We start from the raw sequence: 20794 nt of genomic DNA, 5'->3' as shown, positions 1-20794 counted from the left end.
TCCACCCGGTGCGAGGACGTGTCGGGGGTCACAGGGGTTGCGCCGGTGAGGGCGAGAGCCCACTTGGTCGTGGCACTCGACCCGAAGGGGCGAACGGTGGTGCGCGAGCTGCGGTCGATGGCGCCGCTGCGGCTGGTGCCACGACTCCGGCGCGGGCGTGACGAGGTGGCGCTGGTGCACCTGGTGAGCGCGGTCACCGCGCCGTTGGGCGGCGACGACCTGGAACTGCGCGTCACGGTCGAGGCGGGGGCGTCGCTGGACCTGCGCGGCGTGGCGGCGACGCTGGTGCTGCCCGGCCACCACGCGGGCGGCAGCCGTGCGCTCGTCGACGTGGAATTGGCCGACGGCGCGTCGTTGGCGTACGTGCCGGAACCGACCGTGGTCACGGCGCGTGCGTGCCACGAAGCGGTGTTCCGCGCGCGGATGGGTGAAGGCGCTCGGCTGCGCGCGCGGGAGATCGTCGTGCTGGGGCGCAAGGGCGAGCGGCCCGGCTCGCTCACCACGACGCTGGACGTCCGGCGGAACGGGCCGGTGCTGCGGCAGACGTCTCGGTTGGGAGTGCCCGAAGTGGACGCGAGCCCGGCCGGCCTGGCGGGGCGGCGGGTGCTCGGCACGGAGCTGCTGTGCTGGGGCGAAGACCTCCCGGGAGCGGTCTCGGACCAGTGGTGGTCACTCGTTCCGCTGGTGCGCGGCGGCAGCCTGAGCACCGCCGTCGGCCACGACGCGGTGACCGTCGAACGGGCGCTCGACCAGGCACGGGCCGGGCACCCCGGGTCGGGCGGCTTCTGACTCGATCTCGGACTCGATTCCGAGGCGGGGGTCACACCGAAAGTCACGGATCGGGTGGCGGTCATCACCGTGCGGGCGGTTTCGCACCGACGGTGAAACCCGTACCGTCGCGGGATCGCTAGGTGCCACAAGTGCCTTGGCCAGGCCGAAGTACGCTCCGGGAGGTCGGGATGTCGGAGACGACGAACATCGCGTTGCCGTCTATGCGCGTGTCCTACGAACAGGGCTCGCTCACAGAGAGCGACCTCGCGGCCAGCTGGCACGAGCAGTTGCAGCTGTGGCTGGACCAGGCGTCGGGCGCGGGCCTGCCGGAGCCGAACGCGATGGTCCTGGCGACCGCCGACACCGAGGGCCGCCCGTCCTCGCGGACCGTGCTGGCCAAGGGCCTGGACGAGCGCGGCCTGGTGTTCTTCACCAACTACACCTCGGCCAAGAGCCACGACCTGATGGCCACGCGGTACGCCTCGGCCACGTTCCCGTGGTTCGCGATGCAGCGGCAGGCGCACGTGCGGGGCATCGTGGAGAAGGTCGGCCCCGCCGAGACCGCGGCCTACTGGGCGAGCCGCCCGCGCGGCTCGCAGCTGGGCGCGTGGGCGTCCCCGCAGTCCCGCGTGGTCAGCGGGCGCTCCACTTTGGAGAGCGCGCTGAACAAGGTCGAGCGCCAGTTCGCCGACGCCGACCGGGTACCCGTGCCGCCCCACTGGGGTGGCTGGCGCATCCGCCCCGAAGAGGTCGAGTTCTGGCAGGGCCGCCGCGACCGCATGCACGACCGCCTCCGCTTCCGCCTCGGCCGCGACGGCTGGGAAGTGCAGCGCATCGCGCCCTAGTCGCGACGCCGCGGGATGACGTGCCCGGCCTCCGCCACCACCCGATGCGTGGCGGAGGCCGTTTTCGTGCCGCCCCCGCCACGATCAGGCATCGTGGGTTGGACCAACGGTCAAGGGCGTGGTCCGATGCGTCGCCACTGGTCCGTGCGCAGCCGGCGGACAGGCGGCCTCCGGTGCGCGGAGCCGATGCCCGTACGCGTCAGGGGGACTCGGTCAGCCCTGCCCGTCCGACGCCTCCGCGCTCTCCGGCCGCCTCCGTCCGGTGCTTCCGGTGTTGTCACGATTCCCCCAGGATGGTCCTCAGCAGTTCGTGCGAAGCCGCGAGCCGATCCGGTGTGGAACAGGTGCGGAACAGCTCCGGCGGCAGGTTCTCGGCCATCCACCCGCAGATGGTCGCGGTCTGCCCCTGGTGCAGTCCGAGTCGGTCACGCCTGACGTACAGCCGAGCGCGTTGAGCCGCGTCGAACATGGTCGTGCTCAGGATGCGCACCACCACTTCGGCGCGTTCCCGGTCTTTCCCGCCGGTCAGCCACTCCGTGAACGACCGCCGGCCGGCCGCGGTGAGCCGGAGGTTCGCCCGTGACCGGTGCCCCTGGGGTCTCGCCGCCCTGCCGACCAGCCGATCGCGGTAGAGGCGGTGCAACCGCTCCCTGAACTCGGTCGTCGAGAGGTCGCGCAGGCCGAGGTGGATCCGCACGGCTGATTCCAGCTCGGCGGTGTCCTTCGGTCCTTCGTACAGGGGGGCCAGGATGAGCGCGTCGACCTGGTCCAACGCGAACCCCGGGTCGACCTCCGATCCGGGTGGGGCCGGTTCGGCCACGTCGGCCCCGACCAGGGCCGTCGAACTCTCGATGAACCGCACCAGCACGTCGAGCAACTCGTCGAGTCGGCCCTGCTGCCTGACAACCCGGTCCCGGGCTCCGTGCGTGCGGACTTCTCCGTGCGGTTCGAGCTGCGCCAGGATGAAAGCCGAGGTGATCGACTTCCCGAGCCCGGTGGGGTGGTGGGCGAACCCGGTGGACCCGGTGGAGTCGATTCGGGAGGACCCCGGTTCGACGTCGGTCGTCAGCAACGCCTCCGCGGTTTCGTCCACGATCCGGCTGGATTCGATGGCGCCATTGGTCAGCCTCGCGAGCAGTCGGGGCACGTTCACCTTGAGCACGGTGTCGAGCACCATGCGCGCGATGTCCCGGTGGACGTAGCGGAACACGTCGACCTCGGCCAGGTGCGCGAGCATCCCCAGAGATGCCTTCGCGCCCATCGGCCAGGGTTGCGCGCAGGGTCTGGCCCCGGCTCCCGTCGTGTGCCGGGCGGCGGGATCGGAAGCCGCCGCGCGCACCAGGGCCAGCAGCGCGGTGTCGGCGTCGCCGTGCCCGATCTCACCACCGTCTTCTTCGGTGCGGTCGAGCATCGCCTCGACCTTCGCCCGATCCGTCAACTCCCGGACCGCACGCGCGTTCGGCGCACCGAGGCTGGACTCGCCGAGCAGCCGGTCGAACTCTTCGTCGAACCCCACCACCTCGTCGGTGTCTTCCCGCGGGGTGGTGAAATGGGTGTCGTTGATCTTCACGGTCGTACCCCCTACCCCTCGTCTTCGGTCTTGCTGATCATGTTCGGCGGCCGGAACTTCGAGCGTTGGTGGGACAGTCGCCGTTCCAGGCCCTTGGGCGACAGGCCGACCACCCCCGCGGCCTCGGCCTGCGTCATCCCGTCGGCTTGCAGGAGCAGCGCTTCGCGGACCTCGACGCTCTTGATCTTCGACATCGCCCGGGCGACCTCGTCGCGCGCGGCTGCCACCTCAGCCGGGTCCCGGCCGTCCAGGCCCCTGGCGGGGATCGAGTGGAGCACGTCCTCGTGCACGCCCGCCTCGGTCTCGCGGTGCGGGGCCGACTGCACGAACGCCAGCTCGAGCTGCCGGTGCTTCCACCGGTCGTTGCACACCCCGATGAAGCCGCAGATGCACGCTCCGACGAAGTAGGTCGACAAGGTCGCGCCCCGCCGGTGGTCCCACTTGCCGCGCTTCAAGCCGTACTCGAGGAAGAACGCGCTGCCCCACGCGATCGAGTCGTCGATCGCGTCGTGGCGCTCCTCCGCGGTCCACAGCATCGCCGCCGCCTGGGCGTCCCTGGAGAGCGGCTGTCTGTACCGGGACGTCTTGGCGAAGATCGTCCCGGTGTTGATCAAGGAACCGACGACCGGGTACGCGTACTCGAGCAGCGCTTGCCGCAGTTTCCGGTACGCGGCCTCGAAGCGCGGGCCCTCGAAGTCGGTCGACCGCAGTGCCTCGACCAGCCGACGGTCCTGGTCCAGCCGCCTGATCCGCTCCGCGTCGGGGAGCGGGGCCGCCGTGGCACCCAGCAGCGCGATCTCCGCTTCGGCCACCACCTGGCTGATGATGGCCTCGGCCACGACTTCCTCGAGCTCGCCGTCCGACAACATCGGCCGGGCGTCGACCTGGTCGTCCATCCCCGTCGGGCTGGACGAACCGGTTTCCGTCATGCGCTCTCCCCTGGCCGGCGGCCGCGAAGGTTCCCGGGTGCTCACGCCTTGGTCTTAGGGGCCTCGCCCCCGGCTTCCCCCCAAGATTTTTCTCACAGGGGTCGCCGCGGCTCTCCGCGCCTAGAACTCCCGCACCACCCCACCCCCAGGGAGCGATGACCATGTGCGACACCGATCACCACAAGCCGCACTTCAGCGTGCGCACCGCGCTGGTGCTGCTGCTCGCGCTGCTGTGCGCGGTCGGCGCAGGCTGGCTGTTCCACGCCGGTATGCGCTCGCTGCCGCTGGCGTTCCTCACCGGCGGCACCACCTTCGCCGGCGCATGGGTCTTCTGGGACCGGCTCATCGGCTGATCCGGGCGTCGGGCGCCTCCGCCTCCGGGCGGTGGTGCACGTCTCGGTGCGGAAGTCGTTAGTTGACGTACGCTAACGACCGTGCGGAGAGTGCTCGGGAAGATCGCCATCGACACCCGGCCGTTGAGGGTCGTGGCGTACCGGAGGCTGTGGCTCTCGACCGTCGTGACGGCCATCGGCAGCCAGTTGACCGCGGTGGCCGTGCCGAAGCAGGTGTACGACCTCACCGGGTCGTCGGGCTGGGTCGGGTTGTCGGCCGGGGTGGCGTTGGTGCCGTTGCTCGTGTTCGGGCTGTACGGCGGCGCGATCGCGGACGTGGTGGACCGGCGCAAGCTGCTCGTCGTCACGAACACGGGCATCGCGGTGACGTCCGTGCTGCTGTGGGGGCAGGCCGCGCTGCACGTGGACTCGGTGTGGCTGGTGATCGCCCTGCTCGGGCTGCAACAGGTGTTCTTCGCGGTCAACGCGCCCGCGCGGACCGCGTCGATCGCCCGGCTCGTGCCCGCCGAGCAGATCCCGGCCGCCACGGCGCTGGGGTCGACCGTGATGATGTTCGGCGGCGTGTTCGGGCCCATGCTGGCGGGCGCGTTGATGCCGGTGGTCGGGCTGTCCACGTTGTACCTGGTGGACGCGGTCGCGTTGACGTTGACGATCTGGGCGGTGTGGAAGCTGCCGCCGCTGCCGCCGTTGAGCGGGACGTCGCGGCGGGCCGGGCTGCGGGACGTGGTGGACGGGTTCCGCTACCTGGCCGTGCAGAAGATCCTGCTGGCGAGCTTCCTGCTGGACATCATCGCGATGGTGTTCGGCATGCCGCGGGCGTTGTTCCCGGAGCTGGCCGAGGACACGTTCGGCGACCCGGCGGGCGGCGGGTTGGCGCTGGGGCTGCTGTTCGCGGCCATCCCGCTGGGGGCGATGTTGTGCGGCCTCACGTCCGGCTGGACGTCGCGGGTGACGCGGCACGGCGTGGGCGTGGTGATCGCGGTCGTGGCGTGGGGCGTGGCGATGATCGGGTTCGGCCTGTCGCACGCCCTGTGGCTGGCCGTGGTGTTCCTGGCGATCGGCGGCGCGGCGGACATGATCAGCATGGTGTTCCGCAGCGCGATCCTGCAGGCGGCGGCGACCGACGAGATGCGCGGCCGGATGCAGGGCGTGTTCATCGTCGTGGTGGCGGGCGGTCCCCGGCTGGCCGACCTGCTGCACGGGACCACGGGCGCGATGATCGGCCCCGGCAACGCCACGGCGGTCGGGGGCGTCCTGGTCGTGATCGGTACCGCGCTGGCGGTGCTGGCGATCCCGGCGATCAAGCGCTACCGCTTCACGCCCGAGGCGGTGGCCCCGGCGACACTGGCGGGGTGACCACCTACGACCGCCGCGCGTTGGTCGAGGCGTACCTGGACGCCCACCCGAAGTCCCGGCGCGGCTACTGCGCGAGCAACGCCTACAACGCCGCCCTGCGCGAGCACCAGGTGAAGGTCTTGGGCGGGTTGCAGGAGCTGTTCGGCGTGGTGCTGGACCTCGCTCGCTTCCCGCAGGACCGCCTGGGCCTGTTCGTGCTCCACCGCCGACTGGCCGCCGTCGGCGTGGACGACACCGCCGGCCCGGACACCGCCGACTACGACGTGTGGGAGGACTACCGACCCCGCAGGAACCGCGCCCACGCGGAGGCGGGGAACGTGATGGTGGGCGCGGGGTTCTTCGAGTCCCGCGCCGCCACCCGCTCCCGGACCCGGGCCACTTCGACGCAGTTGGCGGTGTCGGCACTGCGCGAGCTCTTACGCCACAGGGTCATGAACCCATCGTTTCACGCGAGATCCTTGAGGTAATCCAGCGTTTCCTCCTCCGTGTAGGCCAAACGCCGCAGCGCGGCCCACGTCGCCTCGAACACCTCGATCTGGTCGTCCACGTCGATGAACAGGCTCGCGACCTTGTTCTCCAGCAGCACCAGGCTCGGGTCGTCGTCGTACTTCAGGATCACGAACGGTCCGCTGAGGCCGCCGTGCAGTTCCGCGTCGGTCGGCACCACTCGCACCGTGACGTTCGGGCGTTCGCCGGTGTCGATGAGGTGTCGGACTTGGCGGCGGTGTGCCCCTTGGTCGTGGAACGGGCGCTCCAAAACGCTCTGCTCGATGATCGCGCTCAGCTTGAGCGGCGTGCTGCGGCTGAGCAACCCTTGGCGTGCCATTCGACTTGCCACCAGGGCATCCACTTGTCCATCCGTCAAGGTGTGCCCAGTCGCTTCGATCAAAGTGCGCGCATACTCCGGCGTCTGCAGGAGACCCGGGATCGCCAGCGGTTGGTAATGCAACAGTGCGCTGGCTTCGTCCTCGAAGTCCGCCCAGGTCTGCCAGTCCTCGGGAAGGTTCGGGTTGTTCGTCCGCAGCAGACCGCGCTGCTCGGCGTGCCGGGCGAGGCCGAGGAGTTCGACGCGTTGTTTGCGCGCAACCTCGTAGAAGTCGAGCAGCTTCTCCAGGTCGTCCAGGTAGACGCCGATGTCGGACGACTCGATGCGGCTGATCTTGCTCCCGGACATGCCCACCGCCTCGCCCACGGCCTCCATGGTGAGGCCGGCGGTGGCGCGGAGTTTCCGGAGGACGTGTGCGAGTCGGCGGGATCGGGCCGACGTTCCAGCGCGGCGTGCCATGCGGTGAAATTAGAGCGCGTGCAAATTGCAGCGCAAGGACAGTCACTCTATCGAGTTATTGCCGGCGTTTAAGAATGTCTGCAAATCTTGCGGCATGGAGCCGATCATCAAGGTGACTACGCCGAAGCGCGAGTGGTTGTTGCGGTGCTACTCGGACAAGGAGGACGTGCTGAGCCTCGAGGTCCAGGACGGGGGAATCGACGTGTTCCTGCCCTCGGGCGTGGACGGCGTCCGGCTCGAAGCGGGCCAGATCGCGGCGTTCCGGGAAGCGCTGGACGAAGCGATCGCACGGGCCGAAGCCGACCTGCGGGCCGCCGCGACGGCCTGACGTGCGACTCGAACATCAAGACTTGCCCAAGGTGTGCGGATCCGACTATCCCGGTCCAATGTGATCCGGCACACTCACTCGGCATGGCGGAAGCGACGAGCGCACCGGAGCAACCGGAACTGAAGCGGGCCATCGGCCCGAAGCTGCTGCTGTTCTTCGTGGTCGGTGACATCCTCGGCACCGGCATCTACGCCCTCACGGGCAACGTCGCGGGCAAGATCGGCGGCGCGCTGTGGCTGCCCTTCCTGGTCGCGTTCGTGGTGGCGTTCCTGACCGCGTTCAGCTACCTGGAACTCGTCGGCAAGTACCCGAGGGCGGCCGGCGCGGCGCTCTACACCAACCGGGCGTTCAAGATCCAGTTCCTCACCTTCATGGTGGCGTTCGCGGTGATGAGCTCGGGCATCACCTCGGCGTCGTCCGCCGCGCTCGCGTTCGGCCGCACCTACCTGCAGTCCGTCATCAAGGAGTTCTTCTCCGACACGTTCACCGTGTCCGCGACGCTGGTCGCGATCCTGTTCATCATCGGCCTGGGCCTGATCAACTTCCGGGGCGTCTCGGAGTCGGTCAAGGCCAACGTCGTGCTGACGTGCATCGAGCTGTCCGGCCTGGTGATCATCATCGCGATCGGCATCTACGCGGTGATGGCGGGCGACGGCGACCCCGGCCGGCTGACCCAGGTCGACCCGGCGCCCGGCCAGAGCGCGCTCGTCGCCATCACGTCCGCCACGGCGTTGGCGTTCTTCGCGATGGTCGGGTTCGAGGACTCGGTGAACATGGCCGAGGAGTGCCGCGACCCGGTCCGCATCTTCCCGCGCGCGATGCTGTGGGGCATGGTGATCGCGGCGGTCATCTACGTGCTGGTCGCGATCACGTCGTCGCTGCTCATCCCCGCCGACGAGCTGTCCGAGGCCGGCTCGTCGGCGTTGCTGAAGGTCGTCACGGTCGGCGCGCCCGGCTTCCCGCTGTGGGTCTTCTCGCTGATCGGCCTGTTCGCGGTCATCAACTCGGCGATGATCAACATGCTGATGGCCAGCCGGCTGATCTACGGCATGGCGAACGAGCGGATCATCCCGAAGGTGTTCGGCACCGTGCACCCGTTCCGCCGCACGCCGTGGATCTCCATCATCTTCACGTCCGGTGTCGCGATCATCCTCGTGTCGACCACCGACATCGCCAAGCTCGGCGGCACGACGGCGTTGCTGCTGCTGGTCGTCTTCACCATCGTCAACATCGCGGTCCTGGTGCTGCGCAAGGAGAAGGTCGACCACAAGCACTTCCGCGCGCCGACGTGGGTGCCGGTGCTGGGCGCGATCACGTGCGCCTACCTGGCCAGCCCGCTGTCGGGGCGCGCGTCGGCGGACTACGAGATCGCCCTGTACCTGCTCGCCGCCGGCGTCGTGCTCTGGCTGATCAACCGGCTGGTGCACGGCAAGGTCACGTTCGACGCGGAGAAGCTGGCGAAGTGACCTCCTGACCGAGTTCGGCCAGGACGGCGAGGAGCCGGTCGCGTTCCTCGCCGTCCTGGCGCACCTGGCGGCCGTGGACGCCGCCGCCCGGCATCGCGGCGTCACCGCGGGCCAACGCGTGCAGGTCCGGCAGCAGCGGGTCCGCGTCGGAGCCCAGCTCGCGCAGCGACTCGACCAGCCAGGCACCCGGGCCCAGCCACGCCAGCCGGTGTCGGATGGCGTCCAGGAGCGGCTGGGTCTCACCCGTCACGCGGCGGATGGCCAGTGCGGCGGCGTGGGTGTCGTGGTGGTCGGCGAGCAGTTCCCGCAGGCGGGGCACGAGGGGTGCGGCCGGTGGTCCGATCCGGCCGGCCAGCTCGGCCGCGTCCGCCACGTGCCGGGCGCTGTCCAGCGCGTCGGCGACGGCCCGGACCGGGGCGTCCGCGTGCCCCGCGCGCAGCAGCAGGCGTGCGGCTTCGAGGCGGATCCGGATGGTGGCCGGGTCGTCGCCCGCGGCGGTGGTGGCGATGACGCGCAGGGACGGCAGCAGGTCGTCGAGGGGCAGTGCGTGGTGCAGGGCCGCCTGCGCCGCCGGGACGGGGTCGTAGGCGGCGGCCTCGGCCACGCCGGCGCGCACGTGCCCGACGTCGCCGGTGATCGCGGCCAGGGCCCGTGCGCAGGCGAGGCGGTCCCGCCAGGACGCCGCCGGGTCGTCGCGGACGGCGGTCAGCGCGGGCACGGCCGACGAGGCGGCCGACCCCATCGCGGCCAGCGCGCGGACCGCCCACCACTGGTCGTGCGGGACGAGCGGGGCCAGCTCGGGCACGGCGTCTGCCGCGTCCGCGCCCCACCGGTGCAGCAGCCTGGTCAGGTTGGTGACCTCGTTGTGCCACCGCATCCGGCCCAGGACGGCGTCGTGGTCCGACGAGAACGCCCACTGCGCCGGCAGCGCCGCCAGCCGCCGCCGCACCGCGCCCAGCAGCACGGGATCGCACGGCACGGCGGCGTCGACGAGCGCCCCCAGGACTTCCGGCTCGACCCCCTCGGCGGCGAGCGCGGTCGCGAGCGGCTCGCGCCAGCGCGGGTCGCCGAGGGTGATCAGCACTTCCAGGGCCAGGGCGAACAGCCGGGCTTCCGGGCTGTTCCGGTCGGTCGGCGGTGGGTCGACGAGCAGCGCGGCCAGCCGGTCGGCGGCGAGGGGAGCGGCCACGGGCACGTCCCGGACGGCGGTGGCGGCGGCGACGCGGACCCCGGGGGCCGGGTGGTCCAGGCCGGCTGCCAGCAGGGGGGCCAGCGCGGCACGGGCGGACCGCGACCGCGTGCACCGCTCGTAGGCGGCGTCGACGGCCCGTTGCGCCGACTCGGCCGTGCCCCGCTCGAACAGCGTGCGGCACAGCGCGGCCAGGTCCGCGACCTCGAGCCGCGCCACGACATCGGCGAACGGGTCGTCCGACCACACCCAGTTCCGCAGCGGGTCGCCGTCCACCCAGCAGTCGACCACGGCCGCGGTCGCCGCGTCCGACCACGGCAGCCCGGCGTCCGCGATGGCCCACAACGCCCCGGCGCGCACCGCCGCCGGACGGCCCGGCGCCACCTCCTCCGCCAACCACCCGGCGCACTCCGCCGGCGTGAGCCGGCCGGCCGCCGCCAACAGGCCCGCCGCCACGCGCGGCGACCGCTCGCGCCGGCGCCGGGCCAGCAGCGCGGGCACCACGCCGTCCGCCGGCGGGAGGTTGCCGAGCAGGTGGGTGGCGACGTGCCGGACCTCCACGTCCGGGTCGTCGAGCAGCGGCAGCAGCCGCGCGGTCTCCCGGTCCAACGCCGCCCGCACGTCCGCCAGCACCCCGGGCGGGGCGTCGTCCGTGTCGGCGATCACGCCGAGCAGGTGCACCAGGCCCCAGCGCCGGGGCGTGGCCGGGTCGGCGGCGAGCCGGGCCACGAACGGCACCGCCCGAGGTGTCGCCGAGTACAGCGTGCCCTGGTGGTAGATGCTGCCGAACAGGTGCTCGAAAGCCTCGCCGGCCGGTCCTTCGTCCGCGCCGACGGCGTGGCGCAACGTTCGCGGCACGTCCTCCGCCGAGCCGTACGCGTGGTCGAGGGACGCCCAGTCGACGTCGTCGATGCCGTCCAGGGCCGAGGCGGTCACCGGTCTGCTCCCATGAGCGGTGCAGCGTAGGGGTTGCGACCACCCCGGCCCGGCCGGGGGCCCGACGGCTACCGGATCACGCGAGGACCCCTTGGCGGCGACGCAGTTCGGTGGCGTCGTGGGCGCTGAAGACGTCCACCTCGTCGCCGTGGTCGCGCACGAGCTCGCGCAGCCGCTCCTGGTTGGCCAGGCGCAGCTCGCGCCGGACCTCCATGCGCTTCTGCATGTAGGTCAGGACGGGCGGGCAGTGGGGTTGCGGCCGGAGCTCGGCGTGGTGGAAGTAGGAGTCACCCGCGTGCAGGAGCCAGCGGTCACCGGTGCGGACCGCCACGCCGGTGTGGCCGTGGGTGTGGCCGAAGAGGGGGACGAGCAGGACGTCGGGGCCGACCTCGCGGACGCCGGAGAAGCCGAACCACGTCTCGCCGGTGGTCTCGTGGGGCACCCAGCGGGGGCCGTGCCGCCACTGGCCGTCGGGGTAGCGGAAGCGGTCGTTGCCCGACTTGCCCGGACGGGTGGCGGCGGCCAGTTCCTCGGCGGAGACGTGGACCTCGGCGCGGGGGAAGTCGCGCAGGCCACCGCCGTGGTCGAGGTCCAGGTGGGTCAGCACGACCCTCCGGACGTCGGCGGCGGTGAACCCGAGGGCTTCCACCTGGCGCAGCGCGGTTTCCCGCTCGTCCAGGACCGGGCGGCTCAGCAGCCGCCAGGCGCGCGCGAGCGTCTCGTCGGGGGTGCGGACGTCGTCGACGCCCATGCCGCTGTCGACGAGGGTCAGGCCGTCGTCGGTCTCCAGGAGCAGCACGTGGCAGACGAGTTCGGCCGTGCCGAAGCAGGAACCCCGGCCGGTCACCAGCCGCCCGCCGAACGGGCGCATGGTGCCGCAGTTGAGGTGGTGCACCTTCATGGCCTCGGCCTTCCCAGGAAGGCGCTCAGGCGAGCGCCGACGGCGTGCAGGGGATCGAGCGAACGGCGGGTGCGGGCGAGCAGGAGCGCGCCCTCGATGGCGGCCAGCACGACCGTCGCCACGTCCTCGTCACCGGTGCGCGCGGCGATGAGTCGTTGCCACCGGGCGTAGACGTCCGCGCAGGCGGCGCGGATCGGCTCGCTGTCCGACGCGGCGTCGAGCGCGACCGTGGCGACGGGGCACCCGCTGCGGAAGTCCGAAGCCAGCAGGTCCCGGCCGAGGAGTTCCAGGGCTTGGGCAAGCGCTTTCGCGGAGTCCGGTTCGGAGTCGAGGACGGCGGCGAGCGCGTCGCACAGCTCGTTGCCCGCCAACGTCACCGCCTCGACCGCCAACTGCTCCTTGCCGCCCGGGAAGTGGAAGTAGAGGGAGCCCTTGGGCGCGCCGCCCTCGGCGAGCACCTGGTTGATCCCCGTCGCGTGGTAGCCCTGCGCCCGGAAGAGGTCGGCGGCGGTGCGCACCACCCGTTGTCGGGTGTCGGTCCGTCTCGGCATGGTCTTACTATAGAGACCGGTCTAGTAAGTCCGTCAAGCGGAGGGCCGCTCGGATACGCTCCTGACCCATGCTGGAGATCGCCCACGGCGCGGCGCGCGCCGTCATCGCACCCGAAGGTGCGGGACTGAAGTCCTACGAGATCGGCGGCGTGCCGTACGTGGAGACGTACGACGACGAACCGCCCATGGGCAGCGGCGCGGTGCTGGTGCCGTGGCCCAATCGCGTGGCCGGCGGCAGATGGGTGCTCGACGGCGAGGAGCAGCAGCTCGAGATCGGCGAGCCCGCCCGGGGCAACGCCATCCACGGCCTGGTGCGCCGCGCGATCTGGGGCACCGTGGAGCACACCGGGTCGCTGATCTCGTTGGAGACGCCGGTCGCCGGTCTCGGCTGGCCGGTCGAGCTGCGCACCACCATCACGTACGCGTTGGACGAGAACGGGCTCAGCGTGTCGCACGGCGTCACCAACGTGGGTGACAAGCGCACCCCGTTCGGGGTCGGCACGCACCCGTACCCGCGGGCCGGGGCGTCGGCCACGGACGAGACGTCGCTGTCGCTGGCCGCCACCACCGTGCTGCCGGTGGACGCGCAGACCATGATCCCGAACGGCCCGGCCACGCCCGTCGAGGGCACCGAGTACGACTTCCGGGTGGCGCGGCTGCTGGAGGGCGTGCAGCTGGACACCGCGTTCGGCGGGTGCGAGCCCGTGGACGGGCTGGTGCGGCACGTGCTGAAGGGGCCCGCCGGCGGCGTCGAGGTGTGGGCCGACCCGGACTTCAAGTGGGTGCAGGTCTACACGCCCGACAACTTCCCCGGTCGGGGCCGCGCGGTCGCGATCGAGCCGATGACGTGCCCGCCGGACGCGTTGAACAGCGGGGTCGACCTGCTGTGGCTGGAGCCGGGCGAGTCGTGGGCCGGCCGGTGGGGTTTGCGCCCGCTGTCGTAGGCCGTTAGCGTCGCTAACTATGAACGTCGCCATCACGGGTGGGTACGTCGTCCCCGTCGTCGGAGAGCCGATCGAGGGCGGGACGGTCCTGGTCCAGGACGGGAAGATCGTCGCGGTCGGCTCGGACGTCGAGGTGCCGGACGGCGTCCCGGTCGTGGACGCGGCCGGCGGCTGGGTGCTGCCCGGGTTCGTGGAGGCGCACGGCCACCTCGGCGTGCACGAGGAGGGCGAGGGCTGGGCCGGGCAGGACACCAACGAGATGACCGACCCCAACGGTGCGCGGCTGCGCGCGTTGGACGCGATCAACGCCGCCGACCAGGGCTTCGCCGACGCCCTGGCCGGCGGCGTCACGACCGCGGTGGTCAAGCCCGGGTCGGGCAACGTCATCGGCGGGCAGACCGTGGCGGTGAAGTGCTGGGGCCGGACGGCCGACGAGATGCTCGTGCGCAACCCCGTCAGCGTGAAGAGCGCGCTGGGGGAGAACCCGAAGCGGGTGTACGGGGACCAGAAGAAGCTGCCGTCGACCCGGCAGGGCGTGGCGGCGGTGATCCGGGACGCGTTCACCAAGGCGCAGGACTACGTGGCGAAGCGGGACGCCGCCGACGGGGCGTTCGACCGCGACACCACGTCCGAGGTGCTGGCGCGGGTGCTGTCGGGCGAGCTGCCGTGGTGCCAGCACTGCCACCGTGCCGACGACATCGCGACGGCGTTGCGGCTGGCGGACGAGTTCGGCTACCGGCTCATCGTCAACCACGGGACCGAGGGTCACCTGATCGCGGACCTGCTGGCGGAGCGTGACGTCCCGGTGATCATCGGGCCGCTGTTCACGTCCCGGTCGAAGGTCGAGGTGCGCAACCGGTCGTTGCGCAACCCCGGCATCCTGGCGCGGGCCGGTGTGCGGATCGCGATCACCACGGACCACCCGGTCGTGCCGATCCACTTCCTCGTGCACCAGGTGACGTTGGCCGTGAAGGAAGGCCTGGACCCGCGCGTGGGGCTGGAGTCGATCACCGTGAACCCGGCTCGCATCATGGGCCTGGACGACCGCGTGGGCTCGCTGACCCCCGGCCTGGACGGCGACGTCGTGATCTGGTCGGGCGACCCGCTGGACGTGATGAGCCGCGCCTTGAAGGTCTTCGTCGAGGGCCGCGAGGTCTACCGCTACGCCGACGGTGCCGAAATCGTCACCACCCCCTTCTACCGCGAACCCTGACCCGAGAGTCGAACACTCAGGTCTCGAGAGTCGAACCTCCAGGACCCCCGAATTCAACGCTCAGGTACCCGGCTATGGGAGCTGAGTGGTGAACTCGGGGGTCCTGAGCGTTCGACACTCGGGTCCTGAGCGTTCGACACTCGGGGCCTGGAGGTTCGACACTCGGGGCCTGGAGGTTCGACACTCGGGTCAGCGGAGGGTGCGGGCGATGACCAGGCGTTGGATCTGGTTGGTGCCCTCGAAGATCTGGAGGACCTTGGCCTCGCGCATGTAGCGCTCCACCGGGAAGTCGCGGGTGTAGCCGGCGCCGCCCAGCACCTGCACGGCGTCCGTGGTCACCTTCATGGCGGTGTCGGTGCAGACCAGTTTGGCGACGGCGGCCTGGCGGGTGAACGGCAGCCCGCGGTCGCGGCGGCGGGCCGCGGCCAGGTACGTGGCACGGGCCGACTCGACGGCGGCGGCCATGTCGGCCAGCAGGAACTCCAGGCCCTGGAAGTCGATGATCGCGCGGCCGAACTGCTTGCGCTGCTTGGCGTACGCCACGGCCTCGTCCAGCGCCGCCTGCGCCAGACCCACGCCGCAGGCGGCGATCCCGAGCCGGCCGGAGTCCAAAGCGGACAGTGCGATCCTCAGCCCGTCGCCCTCGGCGCCGATGAGCCGGTCCGCGTCCAGCCGCACGCCGTCGAACGACAACTGGGCGGTGATCGAGCCGGTCAGCCCCATCTTGCGCTCCGGCTTCGCGGCGACCAGGCCGTCCACGTGGCCGGGGGCGAAGAAGCAGCTGATGCCCTTGCCGCCGTTGTCGGACGTGCGCGCCATCAACGTGTAGAAGTCGGCCACGCCGGCGTGCGTGATCCAGGCCTTCGTCCCGGTCACGGTGTAGTGGTCCCCGTCGCGGACGGCGCGCGTCGACAACGCCCCCGCGTCCGAACCCGCGTGCGCCTCCGACAACGCGTAACCGCCGAGCTGGTCACCGGCCACCACGTCCGGCAGCCACCGCGCCTTCTGCTCCTCGCTGCCGAACGTCGCCAACGCGTAGCTGGACATGATGTGCACCGACAGCCCGACCCCGACCGACATCCACGCCGAGGCGATCTCCTCCAACGCCTGGAGGTACACCTCGTACGGCTGCTCGCCCCCGCCGAACCGCTCCGGGTACGGCAGCCCGAGCAGCCCGGTCTTGCCGAGCAGCCGGAACGCCTCGCGCGGGAACCGGGAGTGCTCCTCGGCCTCGGCGGCGTGCGGCGCGAGCTCGTCCCGCGCGATCTCGCGGACCAGGGCGAGCAGGTCCTCGGCCTCGGTGGTGGGCAAAAGGCGCTCGGCGGGCATCGTCGACCTCCGGATCACGGCGGACAGGACAGGCAACAGCGGGGTACGCTCACCAGTACTGTAGGACGTACTCCAGTACTGGAGCCAGGCACTGTGACAGAGTTGCCGCCCATGACCTCGATCGTGCGCAGATCGCCGACGCCCAGGCAGGTGGAGCTGCTGGGCAGGCTCGAAGCGCTCGTGCTCGCCGAGGGGTTCGCGCACTTCACCCTGGACGACCTCGCGGCACGCCTGCACTGCTCGAAGTCCACCCTCTACGCGCTGGCCGCGAGCAAGGAACAGCTGGCCGTGAAGGTCGTCGGCCGCTACTTCAAGGGCGCGGCCGAGCGGATCGAGCAGCGCATCGCCGACGTCAAGGACGTGCGGGCCCGCGTCGGCACGTACCTGGCGGGCGCGGCCGAGGAGCTGCGACGCGCGTCGGCCCAGTTCATCGCGGACGTCTCCGCCTTCGCGCCCACCCGCAGCACCTACGAGCGCAACGCCCGCGCCGCCGCCGAGCGCATCCGCGAGTTCATCCAGGAGGGTGTCCGCGACGGGGTGTTCCGGGACGTGCATGCGACCCTGATCGCCGAGATGGCCGGTCTGCTCATCGAGGGCATCCAGACCGGTGTGCTGACCCGGCGCGCGGGTGTGTCGGACGCCGAGGCGTTCACCGCGCTGGGTGAACTGCTGCTGGACGGGTTGCGCAGAGAACGGAGCCGGTCGTGATCGTCGTCGCAGGGGAAGCGCTGGTCGACCTGGTGCCCACGGCCGGGGGTGACCTCGCGCCGCGGCTGGGCGGCGGCCCGTACAACGTGGCGGTGGCCGCCGGGCGGCTCGAAGCGCCGGTGAGCTTCCTGTCCCGGGTCTCGACCGACCTGTTCGGCGACCGGCTGGTCGAGCGGCTGCACGCGTCGAACGTGCGCACGGACCTGGTCCAGCGCGGCGACCAGCCCACGACGCTGGCCGTGGTCGGGTTGGCCGACGACGGCTCGGCCCGCTACTCCTTCTACGTCGAGGGCACGGCGGACCGCCAGGTCACCGACCCGGGCCCGCTGCCCGCCGGCACGAAGGCCGTCTCGTTCGGCACGCTGTCGCTGGTGCTGGAGCCGGGCGCGAGCACCTACGAGCGGGTGCTGTGGCGCGAGGCCGAGCGCGGCGCGCTGACCGTGCTCGACCCGAACATCCGGGCGGGCCTCATCCACGACCCGACGGCCTACCGCGACCGGTACGACTCGTGGCTGCCGCACGTGGGCCTGCTGAAGGTGTCCGTGGAGGACGCGCGGTGGCTGGCCGACCTGCCGGCGGACGCACCCGAGGACGACGTGCTGGAGGTCGTGCGCGACTGGCAGGGGGCGGGTCCGGCGGCCGTCGTGCTCACTCGCGGCGGGGACGGGCTGGCCGTGCTGACCGCCGCCGGCGACGTGATCCGCGTCCCACCCACCCCGGTGGACGTGGTCGACACCATCGGCGCGGGCGACACCGTGCAGGGCGCGCTGCTGGCCTGGCTGCACGACCACGACGCGCTGTCCACCGAGGCTGTCCGGGGTCTGGACGCCGGCGCGTGGGGCGCGGCGCTGGCCCACGCGGGCGCGGCGGCGGCCGTCACGTGCTCCCGCGCGGGCGCGGAGCCACCCTTCCGGCGAGAGCTGGAGATGACCTAGCTCTCACCCCTCGTGAGGTGGATAAACAGCCCATAAGGGCTACGGTGGTGGATGCACGCTAGCCACCCATGCATCCGGATGTGATGCCGGTCCCACCTCACAGAATCGGTTCACACCGCGGCTGTGGAGAGGGTCGTCCTCTGACTAGCGTGGGAGAACTGACAGGACCCCAACGGGGTGGTGCTGCGGTGCGGGGCGATCCCACGCCCGCGCGCGTGCGTGCGAGACCCGCATGAGCCACCCCGCCCTAGCGTGAGAGGGACTCTGCATGCCCGACGCGACGACTGCGCCGAACGACACCCGTACCGTCGCGCTGCGCCATCCGGGCGGAGAGCACGAGATGAAGGTAGTACCGGCCACCGAGGGTGCGCCCGGTATCGATCTCGGCAAGCTGCTGGCCACCACCGGCTTGGTCACCCTGGACAGCGGGTTCGTCAACACCGCGTCCTGCTCCTCCGAGATCACCTACATCGACGGTGACGCGGGCATCCTGCGCTACCGCGGCTACCCGATCGAGCAGCTCGCCGAGAAGTCGAACTTCATCGAGGTCAGCTACCTGCTGATCTACGGCGAGCTGCCGACCCAGGCCCAGCTGGAGGAGTTCTCCTCCAAGATCAACCGGCACACGCTGCTGCACGAGGACCTGAAACGGTTCTTCGACGGCTTCCCGCGTGACGCCCACCCCATGCCCGTGCTGTCCTCGGCGGTGTCCGCGCTGTCGACGTTCTACCAGGACAGCCTCAGCCCGTTCGACGCCAACCAGGTCGAGATCTCCACGATCCGCCTGCTGGCCAAGGTGCCCACCATCGCGGCGTACGCCTACAAGAAGTCCGTGGGCCAGCCGTTCCTCTACCCGGACAACAGCCTGGGTCTGGTGGACAACTTCCTGCGCATGACGTTCGGCTTCCCGGCCGAGCCCTACGACGTCGACCCCGACCTGGTGCGGGCGCTCGACCTGCTGTTCGTGCTGCACGCCGACCACGAGCAGAACTGCTCCACGTCGACGGTGCGGCTGGTCGGCTCCTCGGAGGCGAACCTGTTCGCGTCCATCTCGGCCGGCATCAACGCGCTGTTCGGCCCGCTGCACGGCGGCGCGAACTCCGCGGTGCTCGAGATGCTGGAGAAGATCCGCCGCGAGGGCGGTGACGTCTCCGCGTTCGTGAAGAAGGTCAAGAACAAGGAGGACGGCGTCCGCCTGATGGGCTTCGGCCACCGGGTCTACAAGAACTACGACCCGCGCGCCGCGATCATCAAGAAGACGGCCGACGAGATCCTCGGCAAGCTCGGCGCGTCCGACGAGCTGCTCGACATCGCCAAGGCGCTGGAGGAGACCGCGCTCGCCGACGACTACTTCGTCGAGCGGAAGCTGTACCCCAACGTCGACTTCTACACCGGACTGATCTACCGCGCGATGGGCTTCCCGACGAAGTTCTTCACCGTGCTGTTCGCCCTGGGCCGGCTGCCCGGCTGGATCGCGCACTGGCGCGAGATGATCTCCGACCCGGCCACCAAGATCGGCCGTCCGCGGCAGGTCTACGTCGGTTCGCCGGAGCGCTCGTTCGTGCCGCTCGACCAGCGCTGACGACACACCGCGCGAAGACCCGCACCGGTTCGCCGATGCGGGTCTTCCCGTTGTGCGGCAACGCCGACGGCCGAGTTCGGCGACCAGCGCTCGGTAGGTCGAGCCGACGGCCGCGCACCGCGGACCGGGCCGGCGGGCGCGCCGCGGGCCCGCGGGTCGGTGAGCATCCGGTAGGGGTGCGTCGGGTGCTCCGGCAGGAGGCCGGGCACGGCGAGCACCAGCGGGTGGTCCAGGGCGCGAGGAGGCACGGTCGAACACCGTCGGTCGAAATCGACCGCCGGCGAGTGGGTCGTCGTGCGAGGTGTCGGCGGCGCTCCTAGGGTCGGTTCGTGGACTCCTCGACCGTGGTGTGGTTCCGGCGCGACCTGCGGACCGCGGACCACCCCGCGCTCCTCGCGGCGGCCGAACGGGCGTCACGCGCGCTCGCGCTGTTCGTGCTCGACCCCGTGCTGCTGCGGGCCTCCGGTGGACCCAGGGTGGAGTTCCTGCACCGGTGCCTGCGGTCGCTGGACGCGGACCTGGGTGGCCGGCTCGTCGTGGTCGAGGGCGATCCGGTGGAGGTCGTGCCGCGGGTGGCGGCCGAGGTCGGTGCGACGTCCGTGCACGTCTCGGCGGACGCCGGGCCGTACGGGCGCGCCCGGGACGCGGCGGTCGCCGAACGGGTCGAGCTGGTCCGCGCGGGATCGCCCTACGCGGTCACGCCGGGACGCGTCACCAAGCCCGACGGCACGCCGTACCGCGTGTTCACGCCGTTCTGCAGAGCCTGGCTCGAGCACGGGTGGCACTCGCCCGCCCGGACCGACGCCTCGACGGTCGACTGGATCCGGTCGGACCTCGGGCGCGACCTGCCGGCGGGGGACGGGCTGCCGGACGTGCGGGCGCTGTGGGAGGCGTTCCGCGACGAGAAGCTGCCCGACTACGCCACCCGCCGCGACCGGCCTGACCTGGACGCGACCAGCCGGTTCTCCCCGTTCCTGAAGTGGGGCGTGGTGCACCCGCGGACCCTGCTCGCCGACCTCGGGCGCGGCGCGGGCGCGCAGGCGTTCCGCACCGAGCTGGCCTGGCGCGACTTCTACGCCGACGTCCTGTGGCACCAGCCGGAGTCCGCGCGCCGCAACTTCAACCGCGCGTTCGACCGGATGCCGGTGGACGACGACCGCGAGCGGTTCGAGGCGTGGTGCGCGGGCCGCACCGGCTACCCGTTCGTGGACGCGGGGATGCGCCAACTGCTCGCCGAGGGCTGGATGCACAACCGCGTCCGCATGGTCGTGGCGAGCTTCCTGGTCAAGGACCTCCACCTGCCGTGGTGGTGGGGCGCGCGGCACTTCATGCGGCACCTCGTCGACGGCGACCTCGCGTCCAACCAGCACGGCTGGCAGTGGGCCGCCGGCACCGGCACGGACGCGGCCCCGTACTTCCGCGTGTTCAACCCCGTGACGCAGGGCGAGAAGTTCGACCCGGCCGGGGACTACGTGCGGCGGTACGTGCCCGAGCTGCGGGACGTGCCGGGCAAGGCCGTGCACCAGCCGCGCGACCCGATCGTGGACCACGCGCAGGAGCGCCGCGAAGCGCTCGCGCGGTACGCGGCCGTGAAGGGCTGACG

Annotated in this window: 20 protein-coding genes; 13 read left to right on the top strand and 7 right to left on the bottom strand. The window is 71.5% G+C overall.

Annotated elements, in window-relative coordinates; translation table 11 throughout:
* The first annotated feature begins 45 nt into the window (after positions 1–45).
* Positions 46–789: an urease accessory protein UreD gene (locus FHX81_RS18535; RefSeq protein ID WP_246107872.1), complete on the top strand. Its 744-nt coding sequence runs from the start codon at positions 46–48 to the stop codon at positions 787–789.
* A gap of 170 nt (positions 790–959) precedes the next feature.
* On the top strand, positions 960–1616 hold the full coding sequence (gene pdxH, locus FHX81_RS18530) for a pyridoxamine 5'-phosphate oxidase (RefSeq protein ID WP_141979364.1): 657 nt from the start codon (positions 960–962) through the stop codon (positions 1614–1616).
* A 277-nt stretch (positions 1617–1893) separates the two neighbouring features.
* Here pdxH and FHX81_RS18525 read toward each other — a convergent pair whose 3' ends face one another.
* Both FHX81_RS18525 and FHX81_RS18520 read right to left on the bottom strand, forming a co-directional pair.
* Complete coding sequence (locus FHX81_RS18525) at positions 1894–3186, bottom strand: hypothetical protein (protein ID WP_141979363.1); 1293 nt, start codon at positions 3184–3186, stop codon at positions 1894–1896.
* 11 nt (positions 3187–3197) lie between these two features.
* Entirely contained in the window at positions 3198–4115 is a 918-nt protein-coding gene (locus FHX81_RS18520; RefSeq protein WP_141979362.1) for an RNA polymerase sigma factor, read from the bottom strand.
* 161 nt (positions 4116–4276) lie between these two features.
* Here FHX81_RS18520 and FHX81_RS18515 point away from each other — a divergent pair, with 161 nt between their 5' ends.
* The 3 genes from FHX81_RS18515 to FHX81_RS43005 all read left to right on the top strand — a co-directional run bounded on the left by FHX81_RS18515 (position 4277) and on the right by FHX81_RS43005 (position 6291).
* Positions 4277–4468, top strand: coding sequence for a hypothetical protein (locus tag FHX81_RS18515; protein ID WP_141979361.1), 192 nt, complete (start codon positions 4277–4279; stop codon positions 4466–4468).
* 81 nt (positions 4469–4549) lie between these two features.
* Positions 4550–5824 carry an MFS transporter gene (locus FHX81_RS18510; protein WP_141979360.1) on the top strand — a complete coding sequence of 425 codons (1275 nt, stop codon included), beginning with the start codon at positions 4550–4552 and terminating at the stop codon, positions 5822–5824.
* Positions 5821–6291 (top strand): hypothetical protein, encoded by a 471-nt coding sequence (locus FHX81_RS43005; protein WP_425473829.1) that lies wholly within the window; start codon positions 5821–5823, stop codon positions 6289–6291. The genes FHX81_RS18510 and FHX81_RS43005 overlap by 4 nt, the downstream gene beginning before the upstream one ends.
* Here FHX81_RS43005 and FHX81_RS18500 read toward each other — a convergent pair.
* Positions 6270–7109 (bottom strand): helix-turn-helix domain-containing protein, encoded by an 840-nt coding sequence (locus FHX81_RS18500; RefSeq protein WP_141979358.1) that lies wholly within the window; start codon positions 7107–7109, stop codon positions 6270–6272. The genes FHX81_RS43005 and FHX81_RS18500 overlap by 22 nt on opposite strands.
* A gap of 94 nt (positions 7110–7203) precedes the next feature.
* On the opposite strand from FHX81_RS18500, the gene FHX81_RS18495 reads away from it, so the two are divergent.
* Complete coding sequence (locus FHX81_RS18495) at positions 7204–7437, top strand: hypothetical protein (protein WP_141979357.1); 234 nt, start codon at positions 7204–7206, stop codon at positions 7435–7437.
* 83 nt (positions 7438–7520) lie between these two features.
* Positions 7521–8903: an APC family permease gene (locus tag FHX81_RS18490; protein ID WP_141979356.1), complete on the top strand. Its 1383-nt coding sequence runs from the start codon at positions 7521–7523 to the stop codon at positions 8901–8903.
* Here FHX81_RS18490 and FHX81_RS18485 read toward each other — a convergent pair.
* From FHX81_RS18485 to FHX81_RS18475, 3 genes are all read right to left on the bottom strand, one after another.
* A complete protein-coding gene (locus FHX81_RS18485; RefSeq protein ID WP_141979355.1) occupies positions 8872–11028 on the bottom strand; it encodes a hypothetical protein in 2157 nt (718 codons plus the stop codon). The genes FHX81_RS18490 and FHX81_RS18485 overlap by 32 nt on opposite strands.
* 76 nt (positions 11029–11104) lie before the next feature.
* The gene (locus FHX81_RS18480) at positions 11105–11929 is read right to left on the bottom strand and encodes an MBL fold metallo-hydrolase (protein ID WP_141979354.1); all 825 of its coding nucleotides are present in this window, start codon (positions 11927–11929) and stop codon (positions 11105–11107) included.
* Positions 11926–12480 carry a TetR/AcrR family transcriptional regulator gene (locus FHX81_RS18475; protein ID WP_141979353.1) on the bottom strand — a complete coding sequence of 185 codons (555 nt, stop codon included), beginning with the start codon at positions 12478–12480 and terminating at the stop codon, positions 11926–11928. Before FHX81_RS18475 ends, FHX81_RS18480 begins: the two co-directional genes overlap by 4 nt.
* A gap of 68 nt (positions 12481–12548) precedes the next feature.
* Here FHX81_RS18475 and FHX81_RS18470 point away from each other — a divergent pair, with 68 nt between their 5' ends.
* Positions 12549–13424, top strand: a complete 876-nt coding sequence (locus FHX81_RS18470; RefSeq protein ID WP_141979352.1) for an aldose 1-epimerase family protein — start codon at positions 12549–12551, stop codon at positions 13422–13424.
* A 19-nt stretch (positions 13425–13443) separates the two neighbouring features.
* Positions 13444–14637: an amidohydrolase gene (locus FHX81_RS18465; RefSeq protein WP_141979351.1), complete on the top strand. Its 1194-nt coding sequence runs from the start codon at positions 13444–13446 to the stop codon at positions 14635–14637.
* Between the two features lie 189 nt (positions 14638–14826).
* Here FHX81_RS18465 and FHX81_RS18460 read toward each other — a convergent pair whose 3' ends face one another.
* A complete protein-coding gene (locus tag FHX81_RS18460; protein ID WP_141984002.1) occupies positions 14827–15966 on the bottom strand; it encodes an acyl-CoA dehydrogenase family protein in 1140 nt (379 codons plus the stop codon).
* Between the two features lie 111 nt (positions 15967–16077).
* Between FHX81_RS18460 and FHX81_RS18455 the strand changes: the two genes are divergently transcribed.
* From FHX81_RS18455 to FHX81_RS18440, 4 genes are all read left to right on the top strand, one after another.
* Positions 16078–16674, top strand: coding sequence for a TetR/AcrR family transcriptional regulator (locus FHX81_RS18455; protein WP_141979350.1), 597 nt, complete (start codon positions 16078–16080; stop codon positions 16672–16674).
* Positions 16671–17609, top strand: a complete 939-nt coding sequence (locus FHX81_RS18450; RefSeq protein ID WP_141979349.1) for a carbohydrate kinase family protein — start codon at positions 16671–16673, stop codon at positions 17607–17609. Before FHX81_RS18455 ends, FHX81_RS18450 begins: the two co-directional genes overlap by 4 nt.
* Positions 17610–17877: 268 nt before the next feature.
* Positions 17878–19191: a citrate synthase gene (locus FHX81_RS18445; protein ID WP_073887957.1), complete on the top strand. Its 1314-nt coding sequence runs from the start codon at positions 17878–17880 to the stop codon at positions 19189–19191.
* Positions 19192–19520: 329 nt separating this feature from the next.
* Positions 19521–20792: a cryptochrome/photolyase family protein gene (locus FHX81_RS18440; RefSeq protein ID WP_141979348.1), complete on the top strand. Its 1272-nt coding sequence runs from the start codon at positions 19521–19523 to the stop codon at positions 20790–20792.
* Positions 20793–20794: the final 2 nt, after the last annotated feature.

The organism is Saccharothrix saharensis (genome assembly GCF_006716745.1).
Lineage (GTDB): Bacteria > Actinomycetota > Actinomycetes > Mycobacteriales > Pseudonocardiaceae > Actinosynnema > Actinosynnema saharense.
This window is presented reverse-complemented; position numbering and strand designations above follow the sequence as displayed.